The sequence below is a fragment of the Cupriavidus oxalaticus genome, from assembly GCF_004768545.1.
GTDB classification, from domain to species: Bacteria; Pseudomonadota; Gammaproteobacteria; order Burkholderiales; family Burkholderiaceae; genus Cupriavidus; species Cupriavidus oxalaticus_A.
Map to the genome: position 1 here is coordinate 2,082,598 of NZ_CP038635.1, position 17,998 is coordinate 2,100,595.

18 protein-coding genes are annotated in these 17,998 nt (G+C 68.3%); 13 read left to right on the plus strand and 5 right to left on the minus strand.

Going from position 1 to position 17,998, the window contains the following annotated elements; translation table 11 throughout:
- The first annotated feature begins 214 nt into the window (after positions 1 to 214).
- The 9 genes from E0W60_RS20445 (at position 215) to E0W60_RS20485 (ending at position 9,235) form a co-directional block, all read left to right on the plus strand.
- The gene (locus E0W60_RS20445; RefSeq protein WP_135705427.1) at positions 215 to 967 is read left to right on the plus strand and encodes a GntR family transcriptional regulator; all 753 of its coding nucleotides are present in this window, start codon (positions 215 to 217) and stop codon (positions 965 to 967) included.
- An 11-nt stretch (positions 968 to 978) separates the two neighbouring features.
- The gene (locus E0W60_RS20450; protein WP_135705428.1) at positions 979 to 1,380 is read left to right on the plus strand and encodes a RidA family protein; all 402 of its coding nucleotides are present in this window, start codon (positions 979 to 981) and stop codon (positions 1,378 to 1,380) included.
- 5 nt (positions 1,381 to 1,385) lie between these two features.
- The gene (locus E0W60_RS20455; protein WP_133096394.1) at positions 1,386 to 2,390 is read left to right on the plus strand and encodes an amidohydrolase family protein; all 1,005 of its coding nucleotides are present in this window, start codon (positions 1,386 to 1,388) and stop codon (positions 2,388 to 2,390) included.
- A gap of 1 nt (position 2,391) precedes the next feature.
- The gene (locus E0W60_RS20460; protein ID WP_133096395.1) at positions 2,392 to 3,630 is read left to right on the plus strand and encodes a Rieske 2Fe-2S domain-containing protein; all 1,239 of its coding nucleotides are present in this window, start codon (positions 2,392 to 2,394) and stop codon (positions 3,628 to 3,630) included.
- A 202-nt stretch (positions 3,631 to 3,832) separates the two neighbouring features.
- Positions 3,833 to 4,717, plus strand: a complete 885-nt coding sequence (locus E0W60_RS20465) for a tripartite tricarboxylate transporter substrate-binding protein (protein ID WP_240745878.1) — start codon at positions 3,833 to 3,835, stop codon at positions 4,715 to 4,717.
- 34 nt (positions 4,718 to 4,751) lie between these two features.
- Positions 4,752 to 5,720, plus strand: coding sequence for a PDR/VanB family oxidoreductase (locus E0W60_RS20470; RefSeq protein WP_135705430.1), 969 nt, complete (start codon positions 4,752 to 4,754; stop codon positions 5,718 to 5,720).
- A gap of 67 nt (positions 5,721 to 5,787) precedes the next feature.
- Positions 5,788 to 6,594 carry a crotonase/enoyl-CoA hydratase family protein gene (locus E0W60_RS20475; protein WP_133096398.1) on the plus strand — a complete coding sequence of 269 codons (807 nt, stop codon included), beginning with the start codon at positions 5,788 to 5,790 and terminating at the stop codon, positions 6,592 to 6,594.
- Positions 6,595 to 6,598: 4 nt separating this feature from the next.
- Positions 6,599 to 7,969, plus strand: a complete 1,371-nt coding sequence (locus E0W60_RS20480; RefSeq protein ID WP_135705431.1) for a 3-hydroxyacyl-CoA dehydrogenase — start codon at positions 6,599 to 6,601, stop codon at positions 7,967 to 7,969.
- A 198-nt stretch (positions 7,970 to 8,167) separates the two neighbouring features.
- The gene (locus E0W60_RS20485) at positions 8,168 to 9,235 is read left to right on the plus strand and encodes a porin (protein WP_135705432.1); all 1,068 of its coding nucleotides are present in this window, start codon (positions 8,168 to 8,170) and stop codon (positions 9,233 to 9,235) included.
- Positions 9,236 to 9,255: 20 nt separating this feature from the next.
- Here the strand turns inward: E0W60_RS20485 and E0W60_RS20490 are convergent, their stop codons facing one another.
- The 4 genes from E0W60_RS20490 to E0W60_RS20505 form a co-directional block, all read right to left on the minus strand.
- On the minus strand, positions 9,256 to 10,056 hold the full coding sequence (locus tag E0W60_RS20490) for a GntR family transcriptional regulator (RefSeq protein ID WP_135705433.1): 801 nt from the start codon (positions 10,054 to 10,056) through the stop codon (positions 9,256 to 9,258).
- Positions 10,057 to 10,212: 156 nt separating this feature from the next.
- Positions 10,213 to 10,593: a hypothetical protein gene (locus E0W60_RS20495; RefSeq protein ID WP_135705434.1), complete on the minus strand. Its 381-nt coding sequence runs from the start codon at positions 10,591 to 10,593 to the stop codon at positions 10,213 to 10,215.
- A gap of 314 nt (positions 10,594 to 10,907) precedes the next feature.
- Positions 10,908 to 12,011, minus strand: a complete 1,104-nt coding sequence (locus E0W60_RS20500; RefSeq protein WP_135705435.1) for a mandelate racemase/muconate lactonizing enzyme family protein — start codon at positions 12,009 to 12,011, stop codon at positions 10,908 to 10,910.
- A gap of 117 nt (positions 12,012 to 12,128) precedes the next feature.
- Complete coding sequence (locus E0W60_RS20505; RefSeq protein ID WP_135706284.1) at positions 12,129 to 12,914, minus strand: 1,6-dihydroxycyclohexa-2,4-diene-1-carboxylate dehydrogenase; 786 nt, start codon at positions 12,912 to 12,914, stop codon at positions 12,129 to 12,131.
- 237 nt (positions 12,915 to 13,151) lie between these two features.
- Here E0W60_RS20505 and E0W60_RS20510 point away from each other — a divergent pair, with 237 nt between their 5' ends.
- The 3 genes from E0W60_RS20510 to pcaD are packed head-to-tail and all read left to right on the plus strand — an operon-like array spanning position 13,152 to position 15,399.
- Entirely contained in the window at positions 13,152 to 14,291 is a 1,140-nt protein-coding gene (locus E0W60_RS20510; RefSeq protein ID WP_135705436.1) for a muconate/chloromuconate family cycloisomerase, read from the plus strand.
- A 32-nt stretch (positions 14,292 to 14,323) separates the two neighbouring features.
- Positions 14,324 to 14,602, plus strand: coding sequence for a muconolactone Delta-isomerase (catC, locus tag E0W60_RS20515; RefSeq protein WP_029048466.1), 279 nt, complete (start codon positions 14,324 to 14,326; stop codon positions 14,600 to 14,602).
- 14 nt (positions 14,603 to 14,616) lie between these two features.
- Complete coding sequence (pcaD, locus tag E0W60_RS20520; protein WP_135705437.1) at positions 14,617 to 15,399, plus strand: 3-oxoadipate enol-lactonase; 783 nt, start codon at positions 14,617 to 14,619, stop codon at positions 15,397 to 15,399.
- 27 nt (positions 15,400 to 15,426) lie between these two features.
- Here the strand turns inward: pcaD and E0W60_RS20525 are convergent, their stop codons facing one another.
- Positions 15,427 to 16,836: a PLP-dependent aminotransferase family protein gene (locus E0W60_RS20525; RefSeq protein WP_240745879.1), complete on the minus strand. Its 1,410-nt coding sequence runs from the start codon at positions 16,834 to 16,836 to the stop codon at positions 15,427 to 15,429.
- A 150-nt stretch (positions 16,837 to 16,986) separates the two neighbouring features.
- Here E0W60_RS20525 and cyoA point away from each other — a divergent pair, with 150 nt between their 5' ends.
- The gene (cyoA, locus tag E0W60_RS20530) at positions 16,987 to 17,997 is read left to right on the plus strand and encodes a ubiquinol oxidase subunit II (RefSeq protein WP_135705439.1); all 1,011 of its coding nucleotides are present in this window, start codon (positions 16,987 to 16,989) and stop codon (positions 17,995 to 17,997) included.
- Position 17,998: the final 1 nt, after the last annotated feature.

The window sequence follows — 17,998 nt, forward strand, 5'->3', positions numbered from 1 at the left end:
CCAGCAAAGGCTTTGCTGCGAATTCCGAGCCGGAGCAACAGCTTGCCGAGGCGGCGACGGCATGCATCGATGGGCCCGAAACCAGCACTTTGCCAGCGGCGTATCAGCCTCAACCTAACTGGATGCCTGAAATCTCTGTTTGCATACCACAAATCATGTGTTGTATATTTTTTCGCATACAGAGCTGGCTTCGCCCCGACAGAAAGAAACGCCGATGACTCCGCACACTCCTCACCCGCACACGCCCGCCCCGACGGCAGGCACCGGCGCTGCTGACGCCCCGGCACGTGCCGGCCTGGCCAACGACATACGGGCCACGCTCGAGGATGAGGTCGAGAAGGGTGTGCTGACGCCCGGCGCGCTGCTGGACGAGCGCGCGCTGGCAGACCGCTTCGGCGTGTCGCGCACGCCGGTGCGCGAGGCGCTGCAGCAACTGGCCGCGCGCGAGCTGGTATGCATGTCGCCGCGCCAGGGCGCCACGGTGGCGCGCATGTCGATCGCCAGGGTGCGGGCGATGCTCGAGTACGTGGGAGAACTGGAGGCGCTGAGCGCCAGGCTGGCCGCGCGGCGCATCGACGAAACCGTGCAGGCGGCGCTGGACGAGGGTCTGCGCTGCTGCCAGGCAGCCGCCGACAGCGGCGACGCCGCCGGCTACGCGGCCGCCAACGTGGTGTTCCACGAGGCCATCTATGCCGGCAGCCGCAACGACTTCCTGGCCGACCACATCCGCCACGCGCGCCGGCGCCTGCAGCGCTACCGCACGCGCGACTTCATCAGCCCGGCGCAGATCGCCAGGTCGCTGCACGACCACCAGCAGATCGCCCGCGCCATCCAGGCCGGCGACGAAACCCAGGCCGGCAAGGCGATGCTGCTGCACGTGCCGGCCGGCACCACCGGCTTTTCCGAATTCCTGGCCACCGTGCCCCGCCATTTCTTCGACGGCGACCACGGCGCCGACATCTCCTGACAGAGGACTCCATGACCCGCCCGGCTCGCTCACTCGATGTTCCCGGCCTCGCGCACAAGGCTCCGATCCCGGTCGGCGCGCGCGTGGGCAACCTGATCTGCACGTCGGCGATCGCCGGCAAGGATGCGCGCACCGGCGAGCTGCCGCCAGACGCCGCCGCGCAGGCCGCGCTCGCCTTCCACAACCTGCAGGGCGTGCTCGATGCCGGCGGTGCCTCGCTCGCCGATGTGCTCAAGCTCACCGTGTACGTGAAGGACGACAGCGTGCGCGATGCCATCAACGGCGCATGGCTGCGCTGCTTCCCGGACCCGCGCGACCGCCCCGCGCGGCACATCGTCGTGCACGACCTCCAGCACGGCATGTTGCTGCAACTCGAATGCCTGGCCGTGGTGGCCAGCGATACCCAAGGCTGAAACCCATGATCATCGATTCCCACGCCCACATCGTCATGCCCCCCGAAAGCTTCCGCTACATGGCGGAACTGGTCGGCGGCCGCGCCAACCCCTCGACCACGCCGCGCATCCCCGATGAATCGGTGCGCAAGGTCGCCGAGGAGCTGGTGCGCAGCATGGACAACGTCGGCACCGACGTGCAGTTCATCTCGCCACGCCCCTACCTGCAGATGCATTCGGTCAAGCCCGGCCGCGTCACGGAACTGTGGTCGCGCCACTGCAACGACCTGATCGCGCGCTTCGTCGAGCTGTTCCCCGACCGCTTCCGCGGCGTGGCGGGCCTGCCCCAGTACATGGACGAATCGCCGGCGCTGCGCGCGGTGCCCGAGCTGGAACGCTGCGTCAAGGAACTGGGCTTTGTCGGCTGCCTGATCAATCCGGATCCCACCGAAGGCGAAGGCCCGACCCCGCCGGGGCTGGGCGACCCGTTCTGGCATCCGCTTTACGACGCCATGACGCGACTGGACGTGCCGGGCCTGATCCACTCCGCGGGCAGCTGCAGCGCGCGCGAGTCGTACACGCTGAAGTTCATCAACGAGGAAAGCATCGCCATCGTCTCGCTGCTGGGCGCCAAGGTGTTCGACAAGTACCCGGACCTGAAGATCGTGGTGGCACACGGCGGCGGCGCGATTCCCTACCAGATGGGCCGCTTCCGCGCGTGGAACGTGCGCAAGGGCGAAGCCACCAGTTTCGACGACCAGCTCAGGCACCTGTACTTCGACACCTGCAACTACTCGCGCGAGGCGATCGAGCTGCTGCTCAAGGTGGCCGGCACCGACAACGTGCTGTTTGGCACCGAGAAGCCCGGCACGGGTAGCGCGCGCGACCCGGTCTCGGGCCGCGACTTCGACGACATGAAGCCGGTGATCGAAAGCATCGACTGGCTGACCGAGGAACAGCGCCGCAATATCTTCGAGTGCAACTGCACCCGCCTCTACTCACGCGCCTTCCGCAAGGACGAGGAGTGCTGACATGGCAATGACCCGCGAAGACAACGACCTGCTCACCCGCGTCGAGGGCGGCGCGCCGATGGGCGAGATGATCCGCCAGCACTACTGGCTGCCGGCGGTGCCGTCGGCCAAGCTGGTGGCAGACGGCGCGCCGGTGCGCGTGCGCCTGCTGGGCAGCAACTATGCGGCCTTCCGCGCCACCGACGGCAGCGTGGGCGTGGTCGACGAATTGTGCCCGCACCGCAAGACCTCGTTGCTGATGGGCCGCAACGAAGACAACGGCCTGCGCTGCATCTTCCACGGCTGGAAGCTCAACACCCGCGGCGAGGTAGTGGAGGCGCCCAACCACACCGGCGAGCAGGCGCAGTTCTGCAAGCACGTGCGCGTCAACCGCTATGCGGTGGAGGAGCGCGGCGGCATCGTCTGGGTGTGGCTGGGCAAGGGCGAGCAAGCGCCGAAGTTCCCCGACCTGCCATTTACCACCCTGCCGGAAGACCAGCGCTCGGTCACCAGCCAGGAAGTGCCGACCAACTGGGTCCAAGGCGTGGAAGCCTCGATGGATTCTTCGCATGTCGGCGTGCTGCACGAGTCCACCACGCAGATCACCGCCGGCTCCGGCAACGAGCGCCTGCACATGACGCAGGCCCTGGCGCCGCGGCTGGAATTCGAGGACCGGCCCTACGGCTACCGTTATGCGGCCATCCGCCCCCTGGCCGACGACAAGGTCTATGCCCGCGTCAACAACTTCGTGATGCCGTGGTACGGGATCATCTGCGCCCCCGACGCGAAGGGTCCCGGCACGGTGTTCTTCTCGACGCCTGTCGACGACGTCACGCACCGCGCCTGGTTCGTCCACTTCAATCCGCACCGGCCGCTGGGCATGACGGTGATGTCGGCCACGCCGGACGTGTGGGACTTCCCGCCGCTGCCGCCGGGCGGCCCCGACAACAACTGGGGACAGAACCGCGACCTGATGCGGCGCGGCCACGCCACCGGCTTCCCGCAGCACCTGGGGACCGAAGACTTCGCCATGTTCCTGGGCCAGGGCCCGATCGCCGACCGCACCACCGAACAGTTGTGCTCGGCCGACGGCGCCGTGCTGCGCGTGCGCCAGGCGCTGCTGAAGTCCGTGCGCGAGTTCATGGCCGGCAAGACCCCCACGCTGGCGGACAGCCCCGAGCTCGACTACGCGCAAGCGGTATCGGTGGGCGGCGTGCTGCCCGCCGGCACGGACTGGCGCGTGCTGACCCAGGCGGGCTGAAGCGCGCCGGCACGGAAACCAAAGACAAAGAGAAACGGAGACAAGCATGACAAGCATGTGCCGACGCCGGCTGTTGCTGGCGGCCTGTGCCGCCATCGCCGCCCCAGCCGCCCCAGCCGCCCCAGCCGCCCCAGCCGCCCCAGCCGCCCCAGCCGCCCCAGCCGCCCCCGCGGCGGCGCATGCCGGCATGCAGGGCAGACCCGTGATCCGTATTCTGCTCGGGCTGCCGCCCGGCGGCGGCACCGACGCGATCGCCCGCTACTTCGCCGACCGGCTGCCCGCGCTGCTGGACCAGCCCGTCATCATCGAAAGCCATGTCGGCGTGGGCGGCCGCATCGCGGCCGATATGCTGATGGCGGCCAGGCCCGACGGCCTGACCTACATGATCGCCCCCAACGCGACGCCGACCTTCCAGACCCTGGTGTTCGGCAAGCAGCTCAAGTGGGACCTGTGGCGCGACTTCGCGCCGGTGGCCGGGCTGGTGTCATACCCGCTGGGCATGGCCGTGCGCCCGGATACCGGCAAGAACGCGCAGGAGTTCATCCGCTGGGCCAAAAGCCATCCAGCCGAGGCCTTCGGCACGCCCGGGCTGGGCGGGCAGAACCACTTCCTCGGCATGCAGTTCGCGCGGGCGGCCGGCATCACGCTGACCGCGGCGCCCTACAAGGGTACCCCGCCGATGATCACCGACCTGGTGGGCGGCCATGTGCCCGCGGCCGTCACGCTGCTGGACGACATGATGAAGTACCACCGCAGCGGCAAGGTCCGCGTGATCGGCATCTTCAGCCCGAAGCGCTCGCCGCTGGCGCCCGAGATCCCGACCATGGCCGAGCAAGGCGTGAACATGCCGTTCGCCGAAGGCTGGACCGCGATGTGGGCGCCCGCCCGGACCCCGCCGGCCGAACTTGAGCGCATGCAGCAAGCCCTGCGCAAGATCCTGTCCGCACCCGGGACCGCGACGTTCCTGATGCAGCGCCTGTCGGTCGTGCCCGACTACCTCAACGCCGCGGACATGGCCCGCCGGCAGCGCGCCGAACTGGCGACGTGGGAACCCATCATCAGGTCGTCCGGGTTCAGCCCGGAATGACAGCGTTCCGACAGGAAGAACCGAAGGAAGCACCATGAGCAATTCCGAAACACTGCAGGTGAGGGTCAAGTCCATGGCCTGGGAGGCCGACGGCATCCTGAGCTACGAGCTGTGGCCCGAGCCGCCGCGCAAGGCGCTGCCGCCGTTCTCGGCCGGCTCCCATGTCGACGTGCACCTGCCCAATGGCCTGATCCGCAACTACTCGCTGCTCAACGCGCCGCACGAGCGGCACCGCTACGTGATCGGCGTGAACAAGGACCCGAACAGCCGCGGCGGCTCGCGCTACCTGCACGAGGTGCTGCGCCCCGGCGATACGCTGGCGATCAGCGCCCCACGCAACAACTTCCCGCTCGAGGAGTCGGCCGCGCTGAGTGTGTTTATCGCGGGCGGCATCGGCATTACGCCGATCCTCGGCATGATCCGCCGCCTGCAGGCGCTCGGCCGGCACTGGCAGCTGCACTACGCAGCGCGCACGCGCCGCAATGCCGGCTTCCTCGACGCCGTGCAGGCGCTGCGCGATGACGCCAACGCCGAAGTGCAGCTGTGCTTCGACCGCGAGCCCGGCGGGCGCATGCTGGATATCGCCGGCATCGTCCGTGCGCTGCCGGCCAGCGCCCATGTCTATTGCTGCGGCCCGCTGCCGATGCTGGAAGCGTTCGAGCAGGCCACTACCGGCCTGCCGCCCGCGCAGGTCCACCGCGAGTACTTCGCGGCGCGCGAGAGCGCCGCCACCGAGGGCGGCTTCACCGTCGAGCTGGCCCGCAGCGGCCGCAGCGTCGAAGTGCAGGCGGGCCAGACCATCCTGGACTGCCTGCTCGGTCAGGGCATCGAGCCGCCGTATTCGTGCCAGGAGGGCATCTGCGGCACCTGCGAGGTGCGCGTGCTCGACGGCGTGCCGGACCATCGCGACCTGGTGCTCAGCGAGGCGGACAAGACCGCGAACCAACGCATGATGATCTGCTGCTCCGGCGCCAGGAGCCGCAAGCTGGTGCTGGACCTGTGACCGCCCCCATCCACCGATCGAATGAACGAACGAGCGATATCCGCTCCTGCCAACTGGAACTCCCATTATGAGCACTGAACTGGTTACCTATGAACTCGACGGGCCGGTCGCGCTGATCGGCCTCAACCGCCCCGACAAGCGCAACGCCATCAATGAAGACGTGGTGTGGGCGCTGCGCGATGCCGTGGTGCGCGCCGGCGAAGAAGCCAGCGTCGGCGTGCTGTTTGGCCATGGCAGCAACTTCTGCGCGGGCCTGGACCTGAAGGAAGCGCTGGCGCGCGCGGCCGGCGCCCTCGCCAACGCCCCGCGGCCACGCAAGCGCCAGCGGCATTCCTGGCACACCGTGTTCGACATCATCGCGCGCGGTCCCATTCCGTTCGTGGCCGCACTGCATGGCGCGGTGGTCGGCGGCGGGCTGGAGCTGGCCACCGCGGCGCACGTGCGCGTGGCGGATGAATCCGCCTTCTTCGGCCTGCCCGAAGGCCAGCGCGGCATCTTTGTCGGCGGCGGCGGAACGGTGCGCGTGCAGCGCGTGGTGGGCTACACCGTGATGGCCGACATGATGCTGACCGGCCGCCTGCTGTCGGCGGCCGAGGGCGAGCGCGAGCACATCGTGCGCTACGTTGTGCCGGCCGGGCAGGCGCTGGACAAGGCGCGCGAGCTGGCCGCCAGGATCGCCCGCAATACGCCCGACACCAACTGGCGCATCACCAATGTGCTGCCGCGCATCAACGACCTGTCGCATGACGACGGCCTGTTCATGGAGTACCTGAACTCGAACATGGAGCGTTCCCCCGAAACCGCCGAGCGGCTGCGCGAATTCGTCGAAGGGCGGGCCCAGCCGCTGGTCTCCCCGGCAGGCAAACAGGACTGAGGCCATGACAAACCCCACCCCTGCCCTTGCCGGCAACGCCGCGACCCAGCCGGAACGCGACGCCGCCGAGACCCACATCCGCCTGGCGCAGGCGGAAGCCTCCAGGATTCCCGACATTGCGGCGGAACTGCCGCTGCGCCCGGTAGAACACGTGGCCGTGATCGGCGCCGGCACCATGGGCGGCGGCATCGCCATGGCGCTTGCCAATGCCGGCATTCCCGTGACGGTGATCGATGCCGAGCCTGCCGCGCTGGAGCGTGGCCTGCAGCGCGTGCGCGACAACTATGCGGGCAGCGTCGCGCGCGGCCGGCTGCAGCAGGCGCAGATGGACGAGCGGCTTGCGCGGATCCGCGGCTCGGTCGAGCTCGCCGACGTGGCACGAGCCGACCTGATCGTGGAAGCCGTGTTCGAAGACATGGCGCTCAAGCAGGACATCTTCCGCAAGCTCGATGCGCTGGCCAAGCCCGGTGCGATCCTGGCCACCAATACCTCGGGGCTGGATGTGGACGCCATCGCCGCGGTCACGCAGCGGCCGCAGGATGTGGTCGGCGCGCATTTCTTCAGCCCGGCCCATGTCATGCGTTTGCTTGAGGTCGTGCGCGCGCAGCAGACTGCGCCGGACGTGATCGCGACGCTGATGGAGCTGGGACGCCGCCTGGGCAAGGTCTCGGTGCTCGCCCGCGTCTATCCGGGCTTTATCGGCAACGCGCTGTTCCGCAACTACACGCGCGAGGCGCACTTCCTGCTGGAGGAAGGCGCGCTGCCGCATGAAGTCGACCAGGCGCTGACACGCTTCGGCTATGCGATGGGGATCTTCGCCGTGCATGACATGGCCGGCAACGACGTGGGCTACCAGACCCGCAAGGCGCAGCTGGCCACCCGCCCCACCGACCGGCGCTGGAACGACCTGATCCTGAAGCTGACCGAGATGGGACGCCTGGGCCAAAAGTCCGGTGCGGGCTGGTATCGCTACGAACAAGGCAGCCGCACGCCGCAACGCGACCCGGCGGTCGAGCAGTTTATCGTCGACGAATCCGCCAGGCTGGGCATCGCGCGCCAGCCGGTTGACGAGGAAGAGATCCTTAAGCGCTGCCTGTACGGCATGATCAATGAAGGCGCGAAACTGCTCGAACAGGGCGTTGCGCTGCGCGCGAGCGATATCGACATCGTGTACGTGACCGGCTACGGCTTCCCGGCGCACCGCGGCGGACCGATGTACCTGGCGGACCAGCTGGGACTGGCCAGCGTCTGCGCGGATATCGAGCGCTTCCATGCCCGCCATGGCTACTGGTGGACCCCGTCCCCGCTGCTTCAACGCCTGGCGCGCGAAGGCCGTCGCTTCGCTGACCTCGAGCCGGGCCTCGTGCCGGCCTGAGTTTTCCACCCCTCGCCACCCCGACACCGTCCGATGCGTCCGATGGATTGCAGCCCTGCCTGGGCTGCGCCTCGGGCGCGGGTCCGTGCCGCCGGAAAACGCCGTTTCCGGCCATTTTTTCATGCCGTTGATGCAATGGCACCCCGGTGCAGCGGCGGGATCAGCCGCGCAATCCGTTCATCCTGGAGGAGAAAAGCAATGAAAAAAAGCACCATCGGCATCGCGTGCGCCCTGGCCGGCCTGGCCGGCACGGCGCAAGCTTCGGTCACGCTGTACGGCGTGGTCGATGCCAACATCGAGTACAGCAACAACAACCTCGCGACGGGGCAGCCGGACGGCAAGTCAAAGGTAGCGCTCAGCTCAGGCGGCCTGTCGCCGAGCCGCTGGGGCCTGCGCGGGGTGGAAGACCTGGGCGGCGGCAAGCAGGCGATCTACGCGCTGGAAAGCGGCTTCAGCGTCGACACCGGCATTTCCACGCAGGGCGGCCGGCTGTTCGGGCGCCAGGCCTGGGTCGGACTCGCGGCCGGCGGGCACAAGCTGACCTTCGGCCGGCAATACTCGTCGCTGTTCCTGACCATGGCCAACTACTCGCCCACCGCGTATGCGACCCTGTACGAACCGGTGACCACCATCGCCGGCGCCGGGCTGCGCCAGGACAATATGGCGAAGTACCACGGCGACTTCGGCCCGCTGTCCACGGAACTGCACTGGAGTTTTGGCGAGCAGCCGGGCTCGATGACGGGATCCGCGGGCTACGGTGCCGGCGTGGACTACCGCATCGGATCGTTCGGCATTGCGGCGGCCTATGACAATGTGAACAGCGCGAAGGTGGCGGGCGACTACCAGCGGACGCAGAAAGCAGCACTGGGCCTGCGCTACCAGGTCACGCCGCAGTTGCTGGCCCAGGCCGCGTACCGCTACGGCAAGAACGATGTCGCGACGCCCGGCGCCATCGGGCGCGACGACCTCTGGTGGTTCGCCCTCAATTTCCAGGCCACTCCGGCGCTGCAGCTGACCGGCGCGGTCTACTACGACAACCTCAGGTCGGTCTATGGCGCCGCGGGCGATCCGGCCAACCCGTGGCAGGTCACGATGATCGCCGACTACAGCTTGTCCAAGCGCACCGACGTCTACCTCAGCGCAGCCTTCACCAAGAACGCGGCGCTCAACTTCGAGAACTTCAACGGGGCCACGGCGGCCTACCGGATCGCGCCCAGCGAGGACAGCCAGTTCGGCGTCGCCGCCGGCATACGGCACCGCTTCTGAGCGGCGGCGAGGCGCGTCAGTCAGGCCGTGCTGACGCGGCCCGGCATGCGCCGGGCGCGCGGCCTGGCTTCGCCCTCGTCTTCCGTCGCGGCGCGCCGGCCTCGCTTGCCGGCGGTCGCGGGCGCCATGCCGGCGGCCGGTCCGCTGTCGGTTTCGAGGTAGCTCATCGGCAGCGTCGACAGGAACTCCGAGAACCCGGTGGTGCCGACCGGCGCATGTTCCAGCATGGCCGCATGCGCCGCGGCCTCGTCGCCGCTCAGGATGGCATCGGCCAGGCGCTGGTGGTCCGCGAGCGCACGCTGGCGCTGGCCCTGGGTCAGGAAGATCTTCGGCCGGTAGCGCTGCATCAGCCGGCGGATGCCCTGGATCTGCTCGACCAGGTATTCGTTGTGGCTGCCGGCGTAGACCAGGTCATGAAAGCCGGCATTGGCCTCGGCGAATTTCTTGCCGTCTTCCTGGGAGAACGCCTCGGCGCACTGCTGCATGCTGGCCTTGAGCTGGAGGCGTTGCTCGTCGTCCATGCGGCGCGCGGCGAGCTTGGCGGCAACCGCTTCCAGCTCGCCAAGCAGTTCCAGCGTTTCCCGCAACTGTGTGATCGACATGCGCGAGACAAAGACCCCTACGCGCGGGGCGATGCGCACGAGATTCTGCACGGCGAGTTGCTGCAGCGCCTCCCGCACCGGCGTGCGCGATACGCCGAAGCGCTCTGCCAGGCTGCGCTCGTCCAGCGGCGTACCGGGAGGCAACGCACCGCTTTCGATCTCGGCCTCGATGGCCGCCCGGATCTCGGCGGCCATGCTTTGCTTCTGCGGTTGGGTCATGGCGGGTCGTTGGTATTTGTGGCCCGGCAAAGGGCCAGGAAGTTGCGTTGAAGTATACCAAATGGACCCGCTGGCATTCCAGCCACAGCACGGCGCTTTGGGCCGTGATGGCTTCCCCTCACGCCAGTCTCGACACCGGTGCGCGCGGCGGCGCACTCAGAAGTTCGTCTCGATCGCCATCCTGGCGCCGTCCGGCACCTGGTTCGGAATCACCCGGTGGGCAAGGATCGCGTAGTCGCGGGCAGCCGCCACCGACGTCGGACTCACCAGCCGCTTCGGGCCGCCCAGCCAGGCGAAGTGATCCTTGCCGTCGTCGCTGCTGAACCAGGCAAAGTCGCCGATGCGGTCGAGGCCGCGCTTCACCATCTTCAGCAGCGCCAGGGCTTCCTCTGAAACGCCGAGGTGCCGTCCTGTGTCATGGATGACCGTGGCCAGGTTGCGGAGCTTGTCGGTCGAGGTGCCGTCGCCGTTTGCCGGGTCAGGCACCAGTTCGACGACCAGAATCCCTTTGTGCGCGGTGATGCGTGCTTGATGCATGGCTTCTCCCAACGGATGGATGTCCCCTGTCGGCCAGATGCAATCAACAAGCAAGTTTGCTGCCAGGCCGTGCGGGATGTGCAGCGTACCTGCCTCGCATGACATTTTTGGGTGTGCGGCGCGGGCATCGACGCCGGCGGCTAGCCAAGCCACTCGCGGACGCCGGTGTGGCGGAATGGGTGTAGTGTTGGTACCGGCCCTGCACTTCCCGGAGACCGTTGGGCCGCAGGCAACTTTGCCTGCGTTGGATTGCCGACGTCGCCAGCCCAGGACAGGCACGGAACTGGTGCACGCGCTGTTCGGGGTGATGCCTTTCATCCGACCCGGTAGCGCCGGATCACCTCCGGATCGGGATCGATGCCCAGACCCGGCCCGTCTGGCACCCGAATCATCCCGTCCCGCGGCACCACCGCATCGCCGAGCACCCGGGCCTCCATGTCGAAGTAGCGCCATTCGATCATGGCACGCGCATCGCCCAGCGCCGCCGTGGCATGGATGCTGGCCAGCAGCCCGGGGCCGTCGTAGAAGGTGTGGACCATCACCTGCGTGTTGTGCGCCTCGGCCAGCGCGAACACCTTGCGCAGCGGGCTGATGCCGCCCATCTTGGCCGGGCTCGGCTGGATGACGTCGACCGCGCCGGCGCCGAGCATCTGGTGGAAGTCCATCAGCGTCGAGGCGTTCTCGCCCGCCGCCACGGCAATGCCGCATTGCCGGCGCAACGCGGCCAGGCCGGCGTAGTTCTCCGGTGGCCACAGCGGCTCCTCGAGCCAGCGCAGCGACAGCGGCGCCAGCGCGCGCGCCATGTCGATGGCCTCGGCCAGCGACCACGGACAGTTCGCATCGAGCGTGAATTCGATATCGGGCCCGGCCGTCTCGCGCGCGGCCTGTACGACAGCGAGGTCGACCTCGTGCAGCTTGATGCTGCGGTAGCCGTCGGCGATCGCGCGCTGCGTGTTGGCCGCGATCGTCTCACGGTCGGCGTAGCGGATCAGGCTGGCATACGCCGGCAGTTGTTCCCGCCGCGTTCCGCCCAGCAGCCGGTACAGCGGCAGGCCGGCGGCCTTGCCACAGATGTCCCACAGCGCGATATCTAGCGCCGACAGCCCGTACATGATGGCGCCGCTGCGCCCGAAGACGTGGAACCGGCGCTGCAGGTCCAGGCTTAGCGCCTCGGGCTGCGTGGCATCCATGCCGAGGCACGCGGGCGCCAGCAGTTCGTCGAGCGCCGCCTTGACCATCGGGATGCCGATAAAGCCGAAGGTTTCGCCCCAGCCCACGATGCCGTCGTCCGTGGTCACCTTGACCAGCAGCGAATCGGCGGCCTGCAAACCCGCCCCGCCCCACACGCCGGCGGCGGAGACCCCGCCGACCGTGAATGGCACGCGCAGCACGATGGTGTCGATCGACGCAATCCGCATGGCTCGCCTCCCGTGGCCGCTGCAGCCCCCGAGGACCGGCTGCTGCATGGCTGCGTTCACTATAGGCGAGCGCGTGTTCTCCAGCCGCGCCGGACTGGCTGGCTCAACCGCTCGCGCTCAGCCCTGGTCGCCGCCACCGACCGGCAAGACCGTACCGGTGATGTAGGACGCTTCGTCCGATGCCAGGAACAGGATCGCATGCACCTGTTCGTCGATCGTGCCATAGCGGTGCATCAGGCTGCTCTCGCGGGTCTGGTCGACGATGGCCTGGTACCAGCCCGCCTCCTGCTCGCTCTGCGCTTCGGTGTTGCGCGGAATCCTGCGCGGCGGCGCCTCGGTCCCGCCGGTGGCGATGGCGTTGACGCGGATGCCTTCGTGCGCGTGTTCGAAGGCCAGGCTGGCGGTCAGCGCATTGACGCCGCCCTTGGCCGCCGCATAAGGAACGCGGTGAATGCTGCGGGTGGCGATCGACGACACGTTGACGATCACGCCCTGCCGGCGCTCGACCATGCCCGGCAGCACCGCGCGGCAGCACCACAGCGTCGGAAACAGCGAGCGCCGGATCTCGGCTTCGACCTGGTCCTCTTCGTAGAACTGGTAGGGCTTGGCCCAGATCGTGCCGCCGACGTTGTTGACGAGGACGTCGATGCGGCCGTAGGCGGCTTCGGCGGCCTGCGCCATCTGCGTGGCGCCGGCAAACGTTTCCAGGTCGGCATGCACGGCGATGGCCTTGCCGCCGGCGGCAACGATCCCGGCGGCGACTTCATCGACCAGCGCCGAGCGGTCGGCCAGCGCCACCGACGCGCCCTCTGCGGCGGCGGCCAGCGCCACGCCGCGGCCGATGCCCGGCGCGGCGCCGGTGACGATCATTGCCTTCCCGGCGAATCGTGCGGAGCTTCTCATGTTGTTGCCCTCCTTCGTCACGCCGCGTTGCGGGTCGGTGACCAGCTTGCCGTCGTCGTCCCAGCACGGCATCCAGAACTTCACGTCCGGGTGGTAGCACTCGACCCAATCGTCCAAGGAATAAGGCGCCGTCTACAATCCATACTTTTGAGGTATCAAATCAGACGACAACGGTCTTGGACAGCTGAAAAATAGCCATCCATACTCCGATGCAACGTTCAACTGCATCAGGAAGGTATGAAAGTGGCGACACAATCCAGTTCCACGGCCATCGAGTCGATCGAGGCCATCCTGGTCGACCTGCCGACCATCCGCCCGCACCAGCTCGCCATGGCGACCATGCAGCGGCAGACCCTCGTGATCGTGCGCCTGCGCTGCACCGACGGCGTGGAAGGCATCGGCGAGGCCACCACCATCGGCGGCCTGTCCTACGGCGATGAAAGCCCCGAGGGCATCAACCTGACTATCGACACTTACCTGGCGCCGGCGTTGCTGGGGCAGGATGCCACCAACGTGCACGCCGCCATGGCGCGGCTGAACAAGGTGGCGCGCGGCAACCGCTTCGCCAAGTCGGCACTGGAGACCGCGCTGCTCGACGCGCAGGGCAAGCGCCTGGGCGTGCCGCTGGCGACGCTGCTGGGCGGCGCCGTGCGTGAAACGCTGCCGGTGCTGTGGACGCTGGCCAGCGGCGATACCGCGCGCGACATCGACGAGGCCGAGCGCCTGCTGGCCGAGCGCCGCCACGACACCTTCAAGCTCAAGATCGGCCGGCGCAGCGTGCGCGAGGACGTGGCCCATGTGTCGGCGATCAAGCGCGCGCTGGGCGACCGTGCCCGGGTCACCGTCGACGTCAACCAGGCCTGGAACGAAGCGGATGCCGCCACCGGCATCGCCATGCTGGAAGCCGCCGGCATCGACCTGATCGAGCAGCCCACGCCGCGCGAGCAGCGCGCCGCGCTGGCCCGGCTGGCGGCGCGCTTTATCGTGCCCATCATGGCCGACGAAGCCGTGTGCGGTCCCGAGGACGCGATGGAACTGGCCCGCCTCGGCGCCGCCGACGTGTTCGCGCTGAAGATCGCCAAGTCCGGCGGCATCTTCGGCATGTTGCGCACCGCCGCGGTCGGCGACGCGGCCGGCATCGCGCTGTATGGCGGCACTATGCTGGAAGGCAGCGTCGGCACCATCGCCGCGGCCCACGGCTTCGCCACGTTGCCGCAACTGGCGTGGGGCACCGAGCTGTTCGGCCCGCTGCTGCTGAAGGACGATATCGTGCTGGAGCGGCCGGTGTACCGCGACTTTGCGCTGCACCTGCCGCAAGGGCCCGGGCTGGGGATCGCGCTCGACGAAGACAAGCTGGCGCACTATCGTCGCGCCTGAAATCACCATCAGACTGGAACAAGGAGAACCCGATGCTGTATCTGGTACGAATGGACGTGAACCTGCCGCACGACATGCCCGCCGCGCAGGCCGACGAAATCAAGGCGCGCGAGAAGGCCTACGCGCAGGACCTGCAGCGCCAGGGCAAATGGCTGCACCTTTACCGCGTGGTCGGCGAGTATGCCAACTACAGCGTGTTCGACGTCGAGTCGAACGAGGCGCTGCACAACCTGCTGTCGGCCCTGCCGCTGTTCCCGTACATGAAAATCGCCGTCACGCCGCTGGCGCCGCATCCGTCTTCGATTCGCTGAGAGAGGCCGCCCTAATGAGCATTGCCACCCGTGACGGGCTGCGCCTGCACTACGAACTCCAGGGCCCGGCCGGCGCGCCGGCGCTGGTCATGTCCAACTCGCTCGGCACCAGCCTGTCGATGTGGGACCCGCAGATGCCGGCGCTGCTGGAGCGCTTCCGCGTGCTGCGCTACGACACGCGCGGCCACGGCGCCTCTGCCGTGCCTGACGCGCCGTTCGGCATGGCCGAACTGGGCGCCGACGTGCTGGCCGTGATGGACCATGCCGGCGTCGAACGCGCACATTTCTGCGGCCTGTCGATGGGCGGCATGACCGGCATCTGGCTGGCACGTCATCACCCCGGACGCTTCGGCCGCTTTGTGCTGGCCAACACCGCGGCGCTGATCGGCCCGGCTTCCGGCTGGAACACGCGCATCGAGCGCGTGCGGGCCGAAGGCATGGCGGCCATCGCCGAGGGCGTGCTGGCCCGCTGGTTCACCCCGGCGGCGCTCGCCGGCGATCCGGCGCGCATGGCACCGGTGCTGTCGATGCTCGCCTCGACCGATGCCGACGGCTATGTCGCCAATTGCGCCGCGGTGCGCGATGCCGACCTGCGCGGCCTGCTGCCCGGCATCGATGCGCGCGTGCTGGTGATCGCCGGCGTCCAGGATGCCGCCACCACGCCGGAACAGGGGCGCGAGCTGGCTGAAGGCATTGCCAACGCCGATTACCTCGCGCTCAATGCGGCGCATCTGTCGAACTGGGAATTGCCGGCGGAGTTTTCCGACGCGGTGATCAACTTCGTTTCAGAGGCCTGATACCGGCGCTGCTTGCGCGAGGCTGGTTCACACCACCATCTCGACCCCAGACGCTGGCCGGCGCTCGAGCAATGCCGCCAGCTTCCTCAGAGCCAGCGACAGCTGCGCGTGATTGTCGACGCCGCCCAGCGAGATGCGGATGGCATTGGGCGCATTGGGCCCGTCCCAGAACGCGTCGGAAGGCGTGACCCGCAGGTCTTCCGCCAGCGCGGCCCGGGTGAGCTGCTGCGCCGACCACTGCGCGGGAAGGCGGTGCCAGACGTGGATGGCGCTGGGCGGCAGCTGGCCGATCCCGCTCAGCCATCGGCTTGCCAGCGCGCACCGCGCCAGCGCTTCGGTGCGGATGCCGTCGAGCAGCTGCATGGCCGAGCCGTCATGGATCCATTGCGTGGCCAGCGCCGCGGTCATCGGCGCGGCCATCAGCGCGAAGGCGCGCAGCGAAGCCAGCAGGTCGTCGCCACTCCTGCCCTCCGGCAACAGGACGTACGCGGTGCGCAGGCCCGGCGTGAGCGCCTTGGACAGCGTCGCGACGTAGCAGGTGCGCTCGGGCGCAAAGGTGGCGAGCGGCGGCGGTGCCGACGGCGTCAGCAGCCAGTACGGGTCGTCCTCCAGCAAGGCGATATCGCATCGGTGCGCGGCGCTGGCGATCTCTGCCCGGCGCGAGGCCGGCATGGTGTGCGTGGTCGGATTCTGCGCGGTCGGGTTGAGGTAGGCCAGCGTGGCGCCTGCGGCGCGGGCCGCGGCGAGCGCGTCGGGCAGCATCCCGTCCGCATCGCACGGTGCGACCACCACGCGCCGGCCCAGTTGCGCTGCCGCGGCGCGGATGCCCGGATAGGCCAGCGGCTCGGTCACGATTGCCTCGCCGGGCCGGGTCCAGCTCAGGATCACGGCGGCCAGCGCAGCCTGGGCGCCGGGGCACACCACCAGCCGCGCCGTGTCGACCTGCCCGAAGATCGGCGCAAGCCAGAGCGCCCCGGCCGCCCGGTCCGACGCACTGCCGCCGCCAAGCTGGTAGGTCATCAGCAGGTGCGGGTCGCTGCGCAGCAGGACCTGGTTCAGGCCGCGCCGCAACAGGTCCGGGAAATCCACGCCCGCCGGCGGCGGCGGCACGTTCATGCTCATGTCGACCACGCGCGCGAGTTCCGCACGCGGCGCGGCAATGAAGGTGCCGAGCGCGCCCCTCGCTTCGATCAGCTGTCTTCGCCGCGCCTCGTTATAGGCGCGCGTCACTGTCGTCAGGTCCACGCCGAGAGATTGCGCCAGGCTGCGCTGCGGCGGCACGCGGTCGCCGGCCACGAGGCGGCCCTCGCCGATTGCCCGCTCGATGAAGTCGACGATCTGCAGGTACCGGACCCCACCGGACGCAGTGATCCGCAGATCCCACTGGCCGGTGATCCGGGCAGCGCTTTCGCTATCTTGTATGGATTCTGTCCCCAAAACTTTCCTCGATGTATGGGTCTTGTCTTCGACTAGCATGCCAGACATTGTCGAGGGAATCCATACAAGCCCGCAGCCGCGGGCTGACGCAGCACTTGAATCGGAGCGCGGACCGGATGCCTTCGGTAATCCGTAACCAAGGTGTCCGACATGCTCAAACCTACCGCCGGGCTGGCAAACAAAGATCGACAAGGCCCGTTGCCCCACCCTTCCCCCAGCCTCAGCCCATCGCCCGCCCTGCCGCCCCGCATCGGCGCGTTGCTGCTGGCCGCCGGGCTGAGCGCCCTGCTCAGCGGCTGCAACCTCGAACTGCTCAATCCCAAGGGCAGCATCGGCGCACAGGAAAAATCGCTGATCCTGATCGCGTTGTTCGTCATGCTGATGGTCGTCATCCCGGTGATCTTCCTGACGCTGTGGTTTGCCTGGCGCTACCGCGAGAGCAACACGCGCGCGACCTACGCGCCCAAGTGGTCGCACTCGACCAAAATCGAGATCGTGGTGTGGGGCATCCCGTGCGTGATCGTGGCCTGCCTGGCCGTGCTGATCTGGGATTCGACGCACAAGCTCGACCCCTATCGGCCGCTGGAGTCCGAGGTCAGGCCGCTGCAGGTCGACGTCATCGCGCTGAACTGGAAATGGCTGTTCATCTATCCCGAATACGGCGTCGCCTCGGTGAACCAGCTTGCCATCCCGGTCGGCACGCCGGTCAACTTCCGGCTGACCGCGGAATCGATGATGAATGCGTTCTTCATTCCGCAGCTTGGCAGCATGGTCTACACCATGGCCGGCATGCAGACCCGCCTGCACCTGATCGCGGACACACCGGGCGTCTATCTCGGCCAGTCCGCGGCGTACAGTGGCGCGGGCTTCTCGGACATGCATTTCAAGACCCTGGCGACCTCGCGCGAGGACTTCGACGCGTGGATCAGCAAGGCGCGGGCCTCGGCCCGGACGCTTGACGCGAACACCTACAGCACACTGGAGCAGCCCAGCACCAGGGACCCCGTCGCGCTCTACGCATCGGTGACGCCGAAGCTGTTCGACCAGGTGGTTGACAAGTACATGCTGGCCAACGGCGCGATCTGCCGCGCGAACACCCCCGAATCACTGCAGGCCTTCCAACGCGTCCCGTCGGCGCTCCCCGGCCGCATGGAGCAATGAC

What these genes read in the sequence shown, in the direction of transcription:
- E0W60_RS20445 (WP_135705427.1), top strand. Translation starts at nt 215, where the DNA reads ATGACTCCGCACACTCCTCACCCGCACACGCCCGCCCCGACGGCAGGC.
- E0W60_RS20450 (WP_135705428.1), top strand. Translation starts at nt 979, where the DNA reads ATGACCCGCCCGGCTCGCTCACTCGATGTTCCCGGCCTCGCGCACAAG.
- E0W60_RS20455 (WP_133096394.1), top strand. Translation starts at nt 1,386, where the DNA reads ATGATCATCGATTCCCACGCCCACATCGTCATGCCCCCCGAAAGCTTC.
- E0W60_RS20460 (WP_133096395.1), top strand. Translation starts at nt 2,392, where the DNA reads ATGGCAATGACCCGCGAAGACAACGACCTGCTCACCCGCGTCGAGGGC.
- E0W60_RS20470 (WP_135705430.1), top strand. Translation starts at nt 4,752, where the DNA reads ATGAGCAATTCCGAAACACTGCAGGTGAGGGTCAAGTCCATGGCCTGG.
- E0W60_RS20475 (WP_133096398.1), top strand. Translation starts at nt 5,788, where the DNA reads ATGAGCACTGAACTGGTTACCTATGAACTCGACGGGCCGGTCGCGCTG.
- E0W60_RS20480 (WP_135705431.1), top strand. Translation starts at nt 6,599, where the DNA reads ATGACAAACCCCACCCCTGCCCTTGCCGGCAACGCCGCGACCCAGCCG.
- E0W60_RS20485 (WP_135705432.1), top strand. Translation starts at nt 8,168, where the DNA reads ATGAAAAAAAGCACCATCGGCATCGCGTGCGCCCTGGCCGGCCTGGCC.
- E0W60_RS20490 (WP_135705433.1), bottom strand. Translation starts at nt 10,056, where the DNA reads ATGACCCAACCGCAGAAGCAAAGCATGGCCGCCGAGATCCGGGCGGCC.
- E0W60_RS20495 (WP_135705434.1), bottom strand. Translation starts at nt 10,593, where the DNA reads ATGCATCAAGCACGCATCACCGCGCACAAAGGGATTCTGGTCGTCGAA.
- E0W60_RS20500 (WP_135705435.1), bottom strand. Translation starts at nt 12,011, where the DNA reads ATGCGGATTGCGTCGATCGACACCATCGTGCTGCGCGTGCCATTCACG.
- E0W60_RS20505 (WP_135706284.1), bottom strand. Translation starts at nt 12,914, where the DNA reads ATGAGAAGCTCCGCACGATTCGCCGGGAAGGCAATGATCGTCACCGGC.
- E0W60_RS20510 (WP_135705436.1), top strand. Translation starts at nt 13,152, where the DNA reads ATGAAAGTGGCGACACAATCCAGTTCCACGGCCATCGAGTCGATCGAG.
- catC (WP_029048466.1), top strand. Translation starts at nt 14,324, where the DNA reads ATGCTGTATCTGGTACGAATGGACGTGAACCTGCCGCACGACATGCCC.
- pcaD (WP_135705437.1), top strand. Translation starts at nt 14,617, where the DNA reads ATGAGCATTGCCACCCGTGACGGGCTGCGCCTGCACTACGAACTCCAG.
- cyoA (WP_135705439.1), top strand. Translation starts at nt 16,987, where the DNA reads ATGCTCAAACCTACCGCCGGGCTGGCAAACAAAGATCGACAAGGCCCG.